Annotated in this window: 16 protein-coding genes, 2 pseudogenes and 1 riboswitch; of the genes and pseudogenes, 12 read left to right on the forward strand and 6 right to left on the reverse strand. The window is 35.0% G+C overall.

All coding sequences use genetic code 11. From position 1 onward, the window contains the following. Positions 1-11: 11 nt before the first annotated feature. From KQI21_RS04625 to bioB, 7 genes and pseudogenes are all read left to right on the forward strand, one after another. Positions 12-1,235: a zinc-dependent alcohol dehydrogenase gene (locus tag KQI21_RS04625; RefSeq protein WP_216482865.1), complete on the forward strand. Its 1,224-nt coding sequence runs from the start codon at positions 12-14 to the stop codon at positions 1,233-1,235. A 34-nt stretch (positions 1,236-1,269) separates the two neighbouring features. Continuing rightward, a complete protein-coding gene (locus KQI21_RS04630; RefSeq protein WP_216482866.1) occupies positions 1,270-2,373 on the forward strand; it encodes a class II aldolase/adducin family protein in 1,104 nt (367 codons plus the stop codon). Positions 2,374-3,152: 779 nt separating this feature from the next. Beyond that, the gene (locus KQI21_RS16000; RefSeq protein WP_507236661.1) at positions 3,153-3,272 is read left to right on the forward strand and encodes a hypothetical protein; all 120 of its coding nucleotides are present in this window, start codon (positions 3,153-3,155) and stop codon (positions 3,270-3,272) included. Continuing rightward, a complete protein-coding gene (locus tag KQI21_RS16675; protein ID WP_373687625.1) occupies positions 3,262-3,426 on the forward strand; it encodes a YetF domain-containing protein in 165 nt (54 codons plus the stop codon). Before KQI21_RS16000 ends, KQI21_RS16675 begins: the two co-directional genes overlap by 11 nt. Before the next feature lie 161 nt (positions 3,427-3,587). Further along, positions 3,588-4,391 carry a prolipoprotein diacylglyceryl transferase gene (gene lgt / locus KQI21_RS04640; protein ID WP_216482867.1) on the forward strand — a complete coding sequence of 268 codons (804 nt, stop codon included), beginning with the start codon at positions 3,588-3,590 and terminating at the stop codon, positions 4,389-4,391. A 114-nt stretch (positions 4,392-4,505) separates the two neighbouring features. After that, positions 4,506-4,568: pseudogene (locus KQI21_RS16365) on the forward strand (YqzL family protein); the annotation flags it as partial. Between the two features lie 894 nt (positions 4,569-5,462). Beyond that, on the forward strand, positions 5,463-6,455 hold the full coding sequence (gene bioB, locus KQI21_RS04650; protein ID WP_216482868.1) for a biotin synthase BioB: 993 nt from the start codon (positions 5,463-5,465) through the stop codon (positions 6,453-6,455). A 112-nt stretch (positions 6,456-6,567) separates the two neighbouring features. Here bioB and KQI21_RS04655 read toward each other — a convergent pair whose 3' ends face one another. After that, on the reverse strand, positions 6,568-7,659 hold the full coding sequence (locus KQI21_RS04655; RefSeq protein ID WP_216482869.1) for an oxidoreductase: 1,092 nt from the start codon (positions 7,657-7,659) through the stop codon (positions 6,568-6,570). Positions 7,660-7,891: 232 nt separating this feature from the next. Between KQI21_RS04655 and KQI21_RS04660 the strand changes: the two genes are divergently transcribed. Next, the gene (locus KQI21_RS04660; protein ID WP_253291302.1) at positions 7,892-8,626 is read left to right on the forward strand and encodes an SMP-30/gluconolactonase/LRE family protein; all 735 of its coding nucleotides are present in this window, start codon (positions 7,892-7,894) and stop codon (positions 8,624-8,626) included. Further along, on the forward strand, positions 8,586-8,804 hold the full coding sequence (locus tag KQI21_RS16005; RefSeq protein ID WP_253291303.1) for an SMP-30/gluconolactonase/LRE family protein: 219 nt from the start codon (positions 8,586-8,588) through the stop codon (positions 8,802-8,804). Before KQI21_RS04660 ends, KQI21_RS16005 begins: the two co-directional genes overlap by 41 nt. Before the next feature lie 52 nt (positions 8,805-8,856). On the opposite strand, the gene KQI21_RS04665 is transcribed toward KQI21_RS16005, so the two are convergent. Both KQI21_RS04665 and KQI21_RS04670 read right to left on the reverse strand, forming a co-directional pair. Continuing rightward, positions 8,857-9,546, reverse strand: a complete 690-nt coding sequence (locus KQI21_RS04665) for a copper homeostasis protein CutC (protein WP_216482870.1) — start codon at positions 9,544-9,546, stop codon at positions 8,857-8,859. Between the two features lie 232 nt (positions 9,547-9,778). Further along, on the reverse strand, positions 9,779-9,961 hold the full coding sequence (locus KQI21_RS04670; RefSeq protein WP_216482871.1) for a DUF3784 domain-containing protein: 183 nt from the start codon (positions 9,959-9,961) through the stop codon (positions 9,779-9,781). Positions 9,962-10,256: 295 nt separating this feature from the next. Next, positions 10,257-10,356: riboswitch (TPP riboswitch) on the forward strand. 124 nt (positions 10,357-10,480) lie between these two features. Here KQI21_RS04670 and tenA point away from each other — a divergent pair. After that, positions 10,481-11,173 (forward strand): thiaminase II, encoded by a 693-nt coding sequence (gene tenA / locus KQI21_RS04675; protein ID WP_216482872.1) that lies wholly within the window; start codon positions 10,481-10,483, stop codon positions 11,171-11,173. A 792-nt stretch (positions 11,174-11,965) separates the two neighbouring features. On the opposite strand, the gene KQI21_RS04680 is transcribed toward tenA, so the two are convergent. Then, the gene (locus KQI21_RS04680; RefSeq protein WP_216482873.1) at positions 11,966-12,961 is read right to left on the reverse strand and encodes a D-alanyl-D-alanine carboxypeptidase family protein; all 996 of its coding nucleotides are present in this window, start codon (positions 12,959-12,961) and stop codon (positions 11,966-11,968) included. A gap of 837 nt (positions 12,962-13,798) precedes the next feature. Next, the gene (locus KQI21_RS16680) at positions 13,799-13,954 is read right to left on the reverse strand and encodes a hypothetical protein (RefSeq protein WP_373687626.1); all 156 of its coding nucleotides are present in this window, start codon (positions 13,952-13,954) and stop codon (positions 13,799-13,801) included. A 584-nt stretch (positions 13,955-14,538) separates the two neighbouring features. On the opposite strand from KQI21_RS16680, the gene KQI21_RS04690 reads away from it, so the two are divergent. Further along, positions 14,539-15,090 (forward strand): GNAT family N-acetyltransferase, encoded by a 552-nt coding sequence (locus KQI21_RS04690; protein ID WP_216482875.1) that lies wholly within the window; start codon positions 14,539-14,541, stop codon positions 15,088-15,090. A 685-nt stretch (positions 15,091-15,775) separates the two neighbouring features. Continuing rightward, positions 15,776-15,937 carry a YIEGIA domain-containing protein gene (locus KQI21_RS04695; RefSeq protein WP_301281726.1) on the forward strand — a complete coding sequence of 54 codons (162 nt, stop codon included), beginning with the start codon at positions 15,776-15,778 and terminating at the stop codon, positions 15,935-15,937. 102 nt (positions 15,938-16,039) lie between these two features. Here the strand turns inward: KQI21_RS04695 and KQI21_RS04700 are convergent. After that, positions 16,040-16,222, reverse strand: a pseudogene (locus tag KQI21_RS04700) (IS110 family transposase); the annotation flags it as partial.

Consider the following 16,222-nt stretch of genomic DNA (forward strand, 5'->3'; position numbering starts at 1 on the left):
GGTGATATAGGTTGAAAGAGTTGAAATTCGATTATACGTTACCACGCTATGCTTTTAGTAAAGTAGCAGGAAAATTCATGCCTTCCCAATATTGGAATTCAAAGTTTTCATGTTTACGATTTGGCGATGGACCAGAACCAAAGCTTCCGAATGAAAACTGGGTAAAGGTGAAAGTGAAGCTTGGAGGTATTTGTGGAAGTGACCTTAATCTCATCTTTCTACATGATAGCCCGGCAATTTCATCGTTTGCTTCGTTCCCCTTTACCATTGGTCATGAAATTGTTGGTGAAATTACAGAACTCGGTGCTCAAGTAAAGCAACTGAATATGGAGGAACGGGTTGTCATTGATCCCATTCTTTCATGTGAACCAAGAGGGTTTTCTGACCCTTGTCCGGCATGTCGTGAAGGGAATTTCAGTTTATGTGTACATAAAGCAGAGGGAAATATAGCACCAGGTTTATTAATTGGTTCCTGCAGGGACACAGGTGGTGGATGGAGTTCCTATGTCGTTGCTCATAGAAGCCAGGTATTTAAGCTCCCTGATGAAGTAGATGATTTAAATGGCGTCATGGTTGAACCTTTTAGCTGTGCCTTACATAGTGTTTTACAAAATCCTCCAAATAAAGAAGACACCGTTCTTGTGATCGGAGGAGGCGTGATTGGAATATGTGTGATCGCAGCTATCCGTTCACTAAATATTGATTGTAAAATTATTGCTTTGGTTAAACATGATATTCAAGCGGAGTTTGCTTCTAAATATGGGGCAGATGAAATTATTTTCTTACGTAAATCATTGTATACCAAGAATTTAGCTGAATCCCTTAGCGGAAAGGTGTTAAAGCCATTATTTGGTCCAGAAGTAATACAGGGTGGGGCTGATATTGTTTATGAATGTGTTGGAAGAAAGCAAAGTATCAATGATGGACTCCGTTTTTCGAGAAGCGGTGGAAAAGTTGTACTTGTAGGGCTTGCTGGAATTATTGATGGTATTGATTGGTCGATGGTATGGCTTAATGAGTTGGAAATCAAAGGAAGCTTTGCTTATAGTACAGAGGATTATCAGGGAAAGAGACTAAGAACGTTTGATATTGCAATCGAGTTAATGCGTCAAGGAAAAGTTGATCTTTCTTCATTAATTACACATCAATTCTCTCTTGAGGATTTTAAAACTGCTTTACATACAGCTGCAAATAAAGAAACTCGTGCAGCAATGAAAGTGGTATTTGAACCATAACATAAACACAATGACCGAATAAGGAGGAATAAAATTGAATCAATTCACAATAACAGGGAACATGAGCAGTCCTTTTATTACATGGTTTATGGAAGGATTAAAGGATAAATTTTCGACAGAAGGATACGAATATTGTCAAGAACCGGTAGATAATATCAAAGTTGTTTTTAATATTCTTGACAAGGAAAAACCACGTCCTTTTCGCCGTAAAGCACAAGCAACGTTTGTCATTTCGGTTATAGAAAGACATTTAGACAAACAGGAAATACAACCGAACAATAACTTTGAAGATGCCTATCCCTATTTAATAAGGTCCTTGTCAAACCATTTAATTTATATCCTACATAATCAAAGTCAAACATATATTTATTTTGTTACACCGGAACAAGGTTTTTATAAATTAGAGTATGAACCAGAAGAGACGGAGTCTTTCTTCCAAAAAGTTTATGAAAGGTTGGAACCTGTCGCCTCTTCTCAACTAGTCATTAATAATAACTTTAACGAAAATCTCCATGAAAGTTTATGGAATGGAAATAGACTAACTGAAAAAATGTACTTATCCGGTAAGAAATTGGATGCTATGAATCTTCTGCCTGCTCCGTTTCCTTTGGAGAATTATTTGACCTCACGTGATATGCGGCAGTTAAAAAAATTATACGGAATCGGTGGTTTGAGTTACGGTAATCTGAGTAGCAGGGAAGATGAGAAGCATTTCTGGATGAGTGCAAGCGGTGTCAATAAAGCGAATATGCGCAATATTGGGCAGGATATTTTATATATAACTGGGTTTAATGAGGGGAGTAATGCAATGGAAATTAGTGTTCCACCTAACATTACCCCAAAGAGAGCCTCTGTAGATGCAATTGAACATTGGATGATTTATAAAGAACATCCTGATGTAGGAGCGATTGTTCATATCCATGCATGGATGGATGGTATAAAAGCAACAGAGGTTAATTATCCTTGTGGAACCATACAATTAGCCGAGGCGGTATCGGACTTAGTACGCAATGCGGATTATCCTTCAAGGGCCGTCATTGGGTTGAAGAATCACGGTCTTACGATTACAGGTCATGATTTGGATGATATTTTTGAACGTATCGAAGGAAAAGTCGTTCAACAAGTACCTATGGTCTAACGGCGTTTCTATGTGAATTTTAATGAACATAACAATTACCATGATTATAAACTACGGAACAGGTTTTCAATAAATGCTTAGGGGTGCACCGAGTAATTGTAACATGTTCTATAGATTAATAAATGAGGATTTAAGTAGCGACGTTACCACGATATATGCAAAACTGGCAGAAATGGGGAATTCCTTCAGCTTCCATAAATTCCTTTGTCTATCGTGGTAATTCGCCACAACAATTACATATTCCTTGGTTACTGATCACTCTAAACCTTGAGGACGAGTGGACAACAAAGGATAACGTCTCAATAGTAGTATGGTTATGGTCTTTTGATAGAAAGTTAATATTATATTGGCTCAAAAGCATGCATTTATCTTGGTATGAACCCATCTATATACAATTAAGGTGTGGCTTATATGTTAAGTTTTATAGGAACGTTGATATTTATAGTACTAGTAACTACTATTGCCATTCGATTTATGGGTAAGTCAGCATTGTCCCACGACTTAACAGCTATATTTTTATTATCACGATAGCTATACAACCTATCGTGGTTAAGGGGATTAAACAAGCTTTAATCGGAATTGGAATCGTTATACTCATACATATGGTGTTTTATCAAAACTAAACTTCAATAGTATTTTTAATCATTTTGTTATCGGTGAACCGGCCATTTTAATTAAACACGGAAAACTAGTTAAATCGAATTTGAAAAAAATCATTTTCCTTTGTCAGAACTATTGTCAAGTATAGGTATCCAGATATCATTGATATTCAATATGCAATTCTTGAACCAAATGGTGAAATGAGTGTTTTGGCGAAAGAAGATAGTATACCTGCTACTCCTAAAATGTTAGATCAACAAGTGAAATATAAAGGATTACCTATTGCTGTTGTTACTTGAAGGTAAGGTCCAGCTACACAACTTGAATTTGATTCAAAAAGATGAACAATGGTTAAGGAGAGAACTAAAAGCTACTGGGTACTTTAGATTGGAAGACGTTTTTTATGCTACCGTTCGAGATACGGATCATTCTTTAAAAGTTGATAATGGATAGGGAATTCTTGGAGAAAGTTCAAGTCAATAGCACTGTATGAACCATTCAATACCAAACACTATAAAATATGGGAATATCTGAAAGTAACTCTTCAAAGTATTTAATTTATAAATCAAATTTTAATTGGATAAGGTATCCATATAATATCAAGGAGTGGCTATATGGAAACAAATATTGAAGCAATCGACCCAGTTGCAATCGACCTCGGTCCGATACAACTTCATTGGTACGCTGTTATCATTCTTTCTGGTGCACTACTTGGCCTGTGGGTCGCCATACGTGAAAGTGAGCGGCGCGGTCTTCCGAAAGAAACCTTTGTTGATCTCGCGTCTATTGGAATTCCAATTTCGATTATATTTGCACGAATTTATTACGTTATATTCGAATGGGAATATTATGTGGATCATCCTGGACAAATTATTGCCGTCTGGAAAGGCGGACTCGCTATACACGGTGTATTGATCGGAGCAATGTTAACGATGATTGTATTTGCAAAGGTACGAAACATTTCATTCTGGAAACTTGCCGATATTTTAGCACCAAGCCTTATTTTAGCTCAGGCAATTGGTCGCTGGGGGAACTTTATCAACCAGGAAGCACATGGTGGCCCAGTGACACGAGAATTTCTTATGAATTTGTATTTACCCGAATTTATCGTTAATCAGATGTACATAGACGAGATGTATTATCATCCTACATTTTTATATGAGTCTTTTTGGAATTTTAGCGGTTTTATCTTGTTGATGTTTCTCCGTCGCTCAAATTTAAGGCAAGGAGAGTTGTTTTTAATATATATTATGTACTACTCGTTTGGTCGTTTCTTTATCGAAGGTATGAGAACGGATAGCTTAATGTTAACGGAAAATTTACGAATGGCGCAATTCATTTCCGTCATTCTCATTCTCGCATCGATAATTATTATTTGGTACCGTCGAAAAAAGGGTATGCAGATATCCACTATATAGATAATAGTATAGGTTAACGTGCAATGCTCTCTTTTGGCTGAAAAAAATAACCATGTAACTCATTATATAAAGGTGGGAGTAGTATGTTTGAATTTGTTTAGAATTTTTTAATTAACAGGTAATGTCGACATTTACTTGCTCTTTAAAGAACTAGAGAAAGATGAAAAACGCTGTTAATGTTAATTATTGCCACGATTATGGACGTTCACAGCTATAAAATGATCAAACTTTTTTATGAAAACTTAACTTAAACCTGCTAGAGAAAAATCCATTTTGATCAATCTTTTCTCAAAATGGATTCTTTTTAATTACTGTAAAATAAGAATTTGTAGGATGCTTTTTGATTAAACTTTATTTTAAACCAACACTTTTAACACTACTTTTAGTCTTATTAGTTACCGGGATGCGTTGGTTGAAAATCAAATTGAGTATGTTTAGTTTGTACTTAACTTTTATTATGCGAACATACACTTTTCCATCCAACTTTTTTTCAATATCTTTTCTGAATTCATTTTCATTCTCCACTTCATCTAATTTAAAAAAAATTATTGAATCGTTACTCATAAAGCAAGCGTATATATTTCGTCACGTGCAGACTTTATAATATTAATAAACAGCATTTATCAGATGATTCTTTTTTGTCTGCTTTTTTAACCATATTAGAGTTAAATACCTATACAATAGTAGATTATTAGTTATTAAGTAGGAAGCAAAGATCTGAAACTATTTTGATAAAATCATATGATTATTTTAACAATATTTAAAAAATAAACTCGATAAAAATCTTTTAATCACATCAAAAGAGAAAGATAGCTGCTTAAGTTCCTCCAATTAAAGAAACTCATATTAGGAAGCAAAGGTTTATCAAAGGAAGTATTCAATCAGCTCTGTAATCCTCATATTTAAACTATATGGAAGCAACATCCATTAATAACAACAACTTTAAACCCTTATAACAAAGGAAAGAAGTATGGCCCACTTTAGAATGATGTTGACATCATCTTACAACTTCATTATCGTTAACATAAAACATTTATAGGTTAACAATAATAAAAAGGGCGGGAATGAACAATGTATTATCTATCTTTAGCAAATGAGGTTTTGGAAGGTTATTCATTAACAGAAAGGGAGGCATTATCTATATTACAATGTCCGGATGAAGATATTTTACCGTTATTACACAGTTCCTATTTCATCAGAAAACACTATTTTGGCAATAAAGTTAAACTAAATATGATTATAAATACTAAATCCGGAGCGTGTCCTGAAAATTGCGGGTATTGTGCTCAATCACGAGATTCTACACATCCTATCCAAAAATACAAAATGCTAGACAAAGATTCCATCGTACAAGGTGCAAAAAGAGCTCATCAATTAAAAGCTGGCACATATTGTATCGTTGCAAGCGGTCGAGGACCAACCAGTCGTGAATTAAATCATATTTCAAGTGCTGTTCAAGAAATTAAGGAAAATTATGATTTAAAAATATGTGCCTGTCTCGGAATACTAAAACCAGAACAAGCACAACAACTTAAAGGAGCTGGTGTAGATCGTTACAACCATAATATAAATACATCGAAAAATCATCATCCTAATATTACTACCAGCCATAGTTATCAAGACCGCGTTGAAACAATTAAGAAAATAAAAGTTGCACAAATATCTCCTTGTTCTGGAGTTATTGTTGGTATGAAAGAAACAAAACAAGATGTTATACAAATGGCATTTTCTCTAAAAGAATTAGACGTTGATTCCATTCCCGTGAATTTCCTCCATGCAATGGAAGGAACCAAATTAGAAGGTACTGATGAATTGAATCCATTATACTGCTTAAAAGTTCTTTGCCTATTTCGTTTTATTAATTCTACAAAAGAAATAAGGGTTTCAGGTGGACGTGAAGTCAACTTAAGAAGCGTGCAACCGCTTAGCTTATATCCAGCAAACTCGATCTTTATTGGAGATTATTTAACGACAGCTGGACAAACGGATACGAAAGATTATCAAATGATAGAAGATCTCGGATTTGAAATTGATTATGAGGAAATAGAAGTATCACGCATGTAACAAAAAAAGTTCAGGTGTTTAGTTTTAATACTTTACTTTTTTCAATACTAATTAACTGTCGTAAAAGGATAAACCGTACGTAATACTTATCCTTTTTACGACAGTATAGACATTACATTTCTAATTCAAAATCCTTAACATATGCTTTTGGCGTCAGAATCGCTTTACCATTAAAAGTGTCTAGTGGTTTCCCTTCTCGAACACGATGTGGTATATCTGGATTAGCTAGCGCCTGACGAGCAATTGCAATAAAATCTGCTTCACCTTTTGCAATAACAGCAGCCGCTTTTTTGGGATCGCCTAAGTTACCACAAGCAATGACAGGTTTTCCTGAAAATGTTTTAGCCGCTTCTGACATTGTCATCGTTCCTTCGCCAAATCCTGAAGTAGTTGCATCATCGTCTGAAATATGAATGTAGTCAACATTCGTTTTTCCCAGCTCGGAGAAAATTATTTCTGCATCTTTTTCCCCATCAGGCCACTTGTAGCTTTTATTGGTTGCTTTTAATTGGGAAATTCGAATACCTAAAATCATCGTCCCTCCAATAGCTTGATGGACTTCCTTAATCAGTTCTTTTAGCAATCTAACTCGATTTTCCATACTCCCGCCGTATTGATCGGTACGATGGTTACTAATCTCAGACAGAAATTCATCTAGTAAATAACCGTTAGCTCCATGCAATTCAACACCACTAAATCCGGCTGCTTTTGCATATTTAGCTGATTGCACAAAGCCCTGTTTTATTTCTTCGATTTCTTCAAGTGTCAACTCCTTAGCTTCCGGATAAGGTCCACTTCCATAATATATCTCGGCTTTATCTATTGGTGGAGTAAACGGCGATGGCGCTACAGTAACTTCTGTATAGTAATTCCCTTGTGTTTGTGCTCCCCCATGCATTAGTTGAGCAATCATTAGTGAACCATGCGACTTCACACTATCAACAATTGGCTTCCAAGCTGCGGCATGCTTCTCGGTCGCTAAACCACCTTGAAATTCATACGCTTGACTATATTTTGTATCAGGGTAGACACCTTCTGTAATAACTACAGCAAAACCACCTTTGGCAAATCGTTCGTAATAACGGTGTACCCGCTCATTCGGTGTCCCATCCTCATCAGAACTAACTCTTGTCATTGGAGCTAAAATATACCGGTTTTTCAACACATACGTACCAAGATATCCTTGATCAAATAGATTATTCATAAGCCTCACCTACTCTATTGTAGAATTATAAGAAAAATTTGTTATTTCACTCAAATTTATTTAAAATATTATTACATAAAACAGATTGGTTTACTATTATTTTACCTAGTTCCCCTGGTAATTATTAAAAACTATTATCCAATACATTTCAAAAGCTAAAATAGCGTTATTGAATCGTTCCCATTTTATAGCAGGTTAAAATTTAAAAAAGCTTAACTAAAAGGAGAAAAAAATGAAAGCCAAACTGGAAAAGTTATATAAAGGTCAATTATCTGAAGGACCAATTTGGGATAATGAGCAAAACAGACTATTATTTGTAGATATATTAAATAATAGACTAAATATTTATAGTCCAGATTCTAAGTCTTTGCACCATATTGAATTTCTAACAAATATTACTAGTGTAGCGAAAATAAATAATTCAAAACTTCTTTTAACAACTAGAAATAAACTAATACTATATGATGAGAACCAAAAAGAAACAAAAAACCTTCTTACTTTACCTATTCCAACCAATACCATTCGTTTTAATGATGGTAAGTGTGATCCATATAATCGTTTCTGGATAGGAACTATGAGTGAGATAGGAGAAACTGGTAAAGCAAACCTATATGTTATAAATAAACATGGAAATATAACCACAGCAAAAGAGGGATTAAGTATCTCTAAAGAAATGGCTTGGAATCAATCTGCCGATACAATGTACTTCATTGATACTCCAACTAAAAAAGTTATGGCCTTCCCATTCTCTATGGAAACAATTAAATTGATTAACGGGCGAGTTGTAATTGATTTGAATACAATTAATGGGGTGCCTGATGGTATGACCATTGATATAGATGATAGGTTATGGATTGCGCTTTGGGGTGGGTCACGAGTAGTATGCGTAGATCCAAAACTGGGAAAAATAGTTCCAGTCGATTTCCCTGCCAGTTTTAAATGTTACGAGTTGTGTTTTTGGTGGTAAAGATTTGCAAACGCTCTATATTACAACGGCAAGTGAATGCATATCCCATGACAGGACTGATTTAGAGAAGCTAGCAGGATCCCTGTTTTCCTATAAGTTACCAATTGCAGGAACAAAATCTAATTTATATAGATATAAGTTTAATAATAAGCATAGAAACACTCTTTATAGTGGTTAATGTCCCCCTAGAAAAGAGTGTTTTTATGCTTTTTACCATTTAATTTATTGCTTCAAGACACTTGCATTATCTGTTTGATTTTTTTTATTTTGTCTGCATCAAGCGAATTATCAAATGAATCATTAACTCGTACCCCTGAGCCAAAGTGGAAAGCTTGTGGCTTCAATTGATGATAAACATCTGTAAATGTTTCTGCTCTTAGGCCGTGGCCAACCATGATGGATAAATGCGTATCCTTTGCCAAATGAATTAATTGATTAAGCTGAGGAATGGCATCCGGAGCCTTATAATCACCGCCAGCAGTTAAAATCGTTGTAATTTGGTCATATTTTGCCAAGCATTCTAATGCTTCTAATTGATTACGAGCAAAATCGAATGCACGATGAAATGTCACTTCTAAACCATCTGCTATATCCAATAACTGCTTAATTACTTCCTCATCTACCGTTTGTTCTGGTGTCAAAGCACCAATAACAATTCCATTTGCACCAAGATTTTTTATCATTTCAATATCAGATTTCATTGTCTCTATATCATTTTTATTATAAACAAATGATTGACTATGAGGCCGCACCATAACATTAACCGAAATACTCACAGCCTCCATTGTCTTATTAATTAAACCGTAGCTAGGGGTTATGCCTAATTCAGTCATGGCAGGACTAAGTTCAATTCGATCTGCACCAAATTGCGCTGCATCCTTTACATCTGTTAAATTCGTTGCAATTACTTCTAAAAGCATTGATACCCTCTCCTTATTATAATCCTACCTATATCGTACCTGATTTAAAATAGATTTAACAGACCAATTGGATGCAATGTTCACCTTTTTCGTATGTTTAAATGAACATTATTTGAAAACTAGTGATTTCCTTAATAAAAACCTTTTTTCTGTACCAACCCACCAATCAATTAAGGTATTTTATTTTTAGCAAAATTACTATTGGTGCTATAATAAGCAGTCCTAGTAATCCCTACAACACCCAATCGGCAAGAAATTTTTCAACGATAGGCACAAAGATAATAGCTATTCCATAACAGATAGAAAATATACCCATTTCTTTAGTGAGTTGATTTTTGTTCCCTTTAAAAGTCGATTCATCATAACCAGTAAGAAGGATAAGCTGCTGTTTCTTCCAAATTAACCATCCAAACAATAAAAAAATCATCCCAATTAAACTAGATATAATTATGGACTGTAAAAATTCCAAGTCCGTAGGGATTTCACTCCTTTGTAATAATGCTAGCTCTTTTGGATTCTAAGACTTTACTAACCCCACTCAATAAGAAATTCAAAAATTCCTCAAGAAAGGATATATCCTATTTTTTAGTTTTAAACACATATTTAAAATAATCATACCATAGCTATTGTTTTTATTATCTAAATTCTTTTGCATTTATTTGCTCTTTTCGATACGATATGGTTTAATTACATGTAAATAGCTAAATATGTTGTTTCACTAGGGGAGCAATTTTATTGCTGAGAGAGGAAACTTGACCCTTTGAACCTGATCTAGTTCGCACTAGCGTAGGGAAGTGGAAATCGTTTGTAGGCACAAAACTATCATGATTGCTTACATAACCCATTCCTGCTTATCTAGTGAATGGGTTTTTAATTGCCACAAGTTACCCTCTCCAGCATTAAAATAATATAAGATTTGAGAGGAGCTTAAAACATGCAACCGTTATTTACAGACCGTTTATGGAAAAAGGTCGAACCAATTTGGAAGACCTATTTAGAACACCCTTTTGTCAAAGGCTTAGGCGAAGGTTGGCTGGATAAAGAGAAGTTTAAGCACTGGATGAAGCAGGATTACGTTTATTTAATTGAATATTCTCGTTTGTTTGCTTTAGGAAGTGCAAAAGCAACGGATTTAACAACGATGACTACTTTTGCCAACCTATTACATGGAACATTAAATATGGAAATGGATCTACATCGAAGCTATGCAAGCAAGTTTAATATTAGCGCACAAGAACTGGAAGAAACAGAAGCAGCAGCAACAACTACTGCTTATACAAGTTATATGCTAAACGTTTCTCAGCGTGGTGGGGTGGAAAATACAGTTGCCTCGGTACTAGCCTGTGCTTGGAGCTACAATTTTATTGGAAAAACATTAGCAACATGGCCAAATGCTTTAGAACATGAGTTTTACGGCAACTGGGTACAGATGTATTCTTCCGATGAATTTACGAAACTAGCAAATGATTGTATTGATTTAATAAATACGATCGCCAAAGATAAACCGGAACATGAACTTGCCATTTTAGAAGATATTGTTGTAAAAACAAGCTATTTTGAATATATGTTTTGGGATATGGCAGAAAATAAAGCGATGTGGCCTATTCCTAGTGCCGTTACGGTTTAAACTATCTCCCATATTGTCCTGCCCGAGGATGTATTCATCATGAACTTGCTTCTAACTGGTATGTTATAGAAGTAGGAACTTATGAATATAGAAATTAGCGCAGAAGGTCATATCATAATGGTAACTGCGCTTTTTATTTTTTAATAAAAAACGAAATTCATTATCCCTTAACAATTCTTCACTAATTTAAAAACCCATTCTTGCTCAGATCACGCAAAACTTTATTAACAACTAGTTAAGCTTAGACTTATTACAGCGAAAATGAACTCAACACTATACATAGAGCAAAAACGAAAAGCGTTTGATTGGCAACGTATACTGGAACTCCTGACGAGTAAAGAAAACGTGCCCCTGTAACAGGGGTATGCCAACGCCTAAGCGGTAAGCCCACTTTTTAGTCGGCCTTCCTTTAGATTCGAGCCAATGTTGACTTATAGTACCTATTGTTACTACTAAAGCAAATGTTGATGTTAATCTTGAAATAGAGAATGCTACTTTGTAAATAGAACCGTTTTAATAAGAACCGTATATATCAATCGATTGGATAATAGCAAAAAAGCGATTCATCATGATCATGATCTTGGTAAAGTTACATTAAGCGGACCCTTTAAAGACGGCGAATACTTTATCAACGTATGTGACAATGGCAAAAGTGTGGAAGAAGAAGAGCCGACACGTAGGATTCATTAACGGAATATTTCATAAGAACTTATCAATTGTGTGCTGATCGTAAAAATAGACACGTAACACCGCCCAATCTATTGTGCTGTTTACGTGCCTTAACTCATTCATTTATTTTGTTAGATATTCCTCAAGTGTAAGATTATTTTCCATAATTTCCTTAGCTGCTTTTTTCCCTACATAACGAATATGCCAAGGCTCATATTGGTACTTAGTTATATCCTCTTTCCCTTTAGGAAAACGGATAATAAATCCATAATCTGCTGCGTGATCCGCTAACCATTTTCCTTCATCTGTATCTGCAAATTCCGTCGTTAAATCAAAATTAATAGCCGGGCTTGTTACATCCATTGTTAAGCCAGTTTGATGTTCACTCTCTCCTGGTCGGGCACTAACTAAATTAGCCTCTTTTTCTCCTAAAGACTGCACATTGGAATTAAAGACAGTGACTTGCCGATCATAGGAACGATAACCGGACTGTGCATACAATTCGAGCCCTTCTTTTTCTGCAGCAGCAAATAGTTCTTCTAATGCAGGAGCTGCAATATCACGCATTTTTTTCTTTGGTAAATCTTCCTTAAAAGGAAAAGGAACACTAGGAGTAACTAAATCGACTGGAATATAATCTTCCGGCAATGCATTTTCTTTATTTACCAATGCTAATTGCTCATGCGGATTTGCTAAAACATTCACACCACCATTGGTTGTTACAGGTTCTGCTTTAGCAGGTAATGCTTTACCCGGCTGATAGTTACTGGAATCTTTCGCAAGCAGCTGTTCTATCATCTCAGCAGTTTCCTGAGAATATATACCTGTTACTGGTAAATCATGTTGCAGTTGCAAGTCGGTTATTGCCCAAACTGTAGCAGCATCAAACTTCCCATTACTATCTATATGGTAACCAATTTTTTTTAAAACTTGCTGTAATGCTTCAACATCTTGACCACTATCTAGTTTCTGCAATTCTCCATCAGGAAGCTGCACATTTTTTTCTTCACTACCATTTTGTTCCTCTTTTGCTGACTGTTTATCGGTATCTGCACATGCCGTTGTGAATACAAACACAAATAATAACACGATAAACCTGATAATATGTTTTCGCTTCATTTCTTTCTCTCCCTATAAACGATAAATCTATTAAATATTTAAAATTACCATAGCTAAACGATAGTAATTGACACCTCTAAGGTGGATTATTTTAATTCAAAATAGCTTTTAAATCCTCTACAATTACTTTACCTACTTGTTGATTATATTCATCCGATTGAATAGTTACTAATTCTTTCAGGTTCATCATAAATTCTAACTCTAATAATATAGAAAAGCTTGATTATCTTTTAAAACATGATAACTATTACGGAGAACACCTCGCTCCCTTAACTCAATAGATGATGCAAGAGAACGATGAATTGCCTCAGCTAACCTTAAATCGGTTTCTTGTGAGTAATAAAGTGAAACTTCATTCAGTAGGAGTTTTCTTCCATCTCCTATTGAATGTTAGTACCACGAGGGTATGACCTAAAGGCCCTTGAACGAATCGGGCATTTAGGTGCCGTTTTCTCCCACTTAGACCCTTTTGTACTAACTCAGGCTCTTGAAGTGGGAGTCTTACGGCACCTTACATGCGGGATAAAGTGAAACTTCATTTCTTGGAATGCTTTTCCCAAGAAATGTTAGATGAACGAATCGGGCATTTAGGTGCCGTTTTCTCCTACTTAGACCCTTTTGTACCAACTCAGGCTCTTGAAGTGAGAGTCTTACGGCACCTTACATGCGGGATAAAGTGAAACTTCATTTCTTGGAATGCTTTTCCCAAGAAATGTTAGATGAACGAATCGGGCATTTAGGTGCCGTTTTCTCCCACTTAGACCCTTTTGTACCAACTCAGGCTCTTGAAGTGGGAGTCTTACGGCACCTTACATGCGGGATAAATGTTAAAGTCGCCTACACTTGAATCTTCGAAAGCATTATAATGGATACTAATATATGCATTCGGTGATTGTTTATTCTCATTGCTGTTCTACCATCTAAAGATATTTTAACATCTTCTGTCCTTGTCATTATAACATCTGCACCAGTGTTTCGTAAGGATTTTTCAATCGCTTATGTGGTTACTAAGGTTAAATCTTTTTCACAAAGGTTATTACCTGGATCCCTTCTTCCATGAACAGGATTGATCATAACTAGTACCTACTTCATTTTTTAGAAGCGACTTTCGCATCTAAAATTTCTTGTTCATCCCTAGCAGTTTTGATGGATTTCTTACTATCTTCTTCGACATGCAACTAAAATTAAGATGAATAGTAAAAAGAGGATTTTTTTCATATTGCTTTGCTTCATAAAGACAATTCCTCCTTTCGCTGGCATTTTTAACCGTTGATTGCTATTTTTTTATCCACACAGTATTTCTTAATCTAATTCTATGGTTCAGTTTATAAATAAAAAGCATCTATCTTTACATTTCTTGCATCGTAGTTAATATAAATAGAATATTCCATCCTCTTATTTAAAGAATTCGTATAACGTTATTCATCTTAAATAGAATAATTAATAAAGCCGTTATTTTATGTTTTTAAAAATATATTTAATAAAGGTTTCCGACCTTTTTTGCCGAATTATAGAAATAGAAAATTATATCAGTTTAGATCTTTTGATCAATTAAATAGGGAATGGGGTGATGTATGATGCAATATGATAGAGAAAATAAAACAATTACTACGAAAAGGCTATTGTTGCGACTTTTTCAAAAGATGGATGCCGCTACTGTCACTAAGCTTTGTAACAGTTATAATATGTATAAAAATACATTATACCTGCCTTATCCATATTCCATCGACGATGCTTTATCGTGGATTGAGCAGCATCTCGATAATTTTAACGCTAATAAAATATATGAATTTGCTATAACAGATAAGGAAACAAGAAAATTATATGGAGCGATAGCCCTATCTAACAATCAAAAATTCAATAATGGGGAAATTGCCTATTGGATTGGTGAAGATTTTTGGGGAAATGGATATGCTACAGAGGCAGCACAAGCTATCATTCAGTTTGCATTTGACGAAAAACAATATCATAAAGTATTTGCTCGATACTTTCATTCAAATCTGGCTTCAGGAAGAGTTCTACAAAAATTAGGAATGAGAAAAGAAGGAATATTAATGGATCATGTAAAGAAAGAAAATCAATATAAAAATTTAGTATATTATGGAATTATTAACCTTAAAGATTCATAGACTGCTAACTTACAAACAATTTACACCTCCTATTTTAGAGCTCTGATTGAGTTCATTTTACTAATCGGAAATTGGGGGAATCGTATTACCTACATTCCCCTTAAACTTCGATTCCAATGAAAAAGATTATTACATGGAACAACTGAGTTTTACCTCCCTTTCCCGTCCAATAGCCCTTAAAAAAATCTATCTAAAAAACTATCGAAACGATACTTATTTCTCTTCTCATCGGCAAAACTACTAAAACAATCCTAATAAAGTGAAACTTCATTCAGTAGGAGTTTTCTTCCATCTCCTACTGAATGTTAGTACCTAAAAGGGTATGACCTAAGGCCCTTGAACGAATCGGGCATTTAGGTGCCGTTTTCTCCCACTTAGACCCTTTTGTATCAACTCAGGTCTTGAAGTGGAGTCTTACGGCACCTTACATGCGGGATAAACTAGATTCTTTCATTAGCTTTATGGGATTATAGCGAATAAAAGGCTATCTTCATCGTTAGTTTTCACTGTTCCTGCTTTAATCATGATGAGTGGCAAACAAGCTCTAGTTACGAATGATTTAACGATTATTATAACAGCGGTAATTATAGGAATAGTGTCAAGAGTCTGAATACTAAAAGAACCACCAATATTTGAGCTATTCAAATGATTATTTAATTCATACCGTATTTGTCGCCGCTCTTCATTGGATACAGTCGCTATGTCGGCTTTAATCAGTAAACATTTTATTGCTCTTACATTAGCAGTACAGCAGTTTAGAAATGTAAGAAAAATGGAGAAGGAAAGCTTGAATGACTTGGAAAATACTGAATACACCTATCGTGGCGACGAAATATTGATGAAATAGCGAAAAAGTTTTAAGCACGAAACTATCTTACTTTTATTACAGCGTTCTCCATTTCATTAACGATTATTACTATTCCCATTAAACTATCAATCAGACAGCTTGAAGATCTTTCATTAACTGCTCGTACATATTCATGCCTTCCCGAAGATCTGCATAGATTCCTTCTGGTAAGTGCGGTTCAGAATAACGGCCATCTTGAATTAAACGTGAAATCACTCTGGCATCTTTTACATCGTTCTTGGTTGGAGAATTATCATCCAACTCTTTAGACTTCTTAACATGTGC

It is taken from the genome of Virgibacillus proomii, assembly GCF_018916875.1.
In the GTDB taxonomy this organism is placed as follows: Bacteria; Bacillota; Bacilli; order Bacillales; family Amphibacillaceae; genus Virgibacillus; species Virgibacillus proomii_B.

Bases quoted from the DNA above. Each gene is read 5' to 3' on its own strand.
- lgt (WP_216482867.1), top strand. From the start codon at position 3,588: ATGGAAACAAATATTGAAGCAATCGACCCAGTTGCAATCGACCTCGGT.
- bioB (WP_216482868.1), top strand. From the start codon at position 5,463: ATGTATTATCTATCTTTAGCAAATGAGGTTTTGGAAGGTTATTCATTA.
- KQI21_RS04655 (WP_216482869.1), bottom strand. From the start codon at position 7,659: ATGAATAATCTATTTGATCAAGGATATCTTGGTACGTATGTGTTGAAA.
- KQI21_RS04660 (WP_253291302.1), top strand. From the start codon at position 7,892: ATGAAAGCCAAACTGGAAAAGTTATATAAAGGTCAATTATCTGAAGGA.
- KQI21_RS04665 (WP_216482870.1), bottom strand. From the start codon at position 9,546: ATGCTTTTAGAAGTAATTGCAACGAATTTAACAGATGTAAAGGATGCA.
- tenA (WP_216482872.1), top strand. From the start codon at position 10,481: ATGCAACCGTTATTTACAGACCGTTTATGGAAAAAGGTCGAACCAATT.
- KQI21_RS04680 (WP_216482873.1), bottom strand. From the start codon at position 12,961: ATGAAGCGAAAACATATTATCAGGTTTATCGTGTTATTATTTGTGTTT.
- KQI21_RS04690 (WP_216482875.1), top strand. From the start codon at position 14,539: ATGCAATATGATAGAGAAAATAAAACAATTACTACGAAAAGGCTATTG.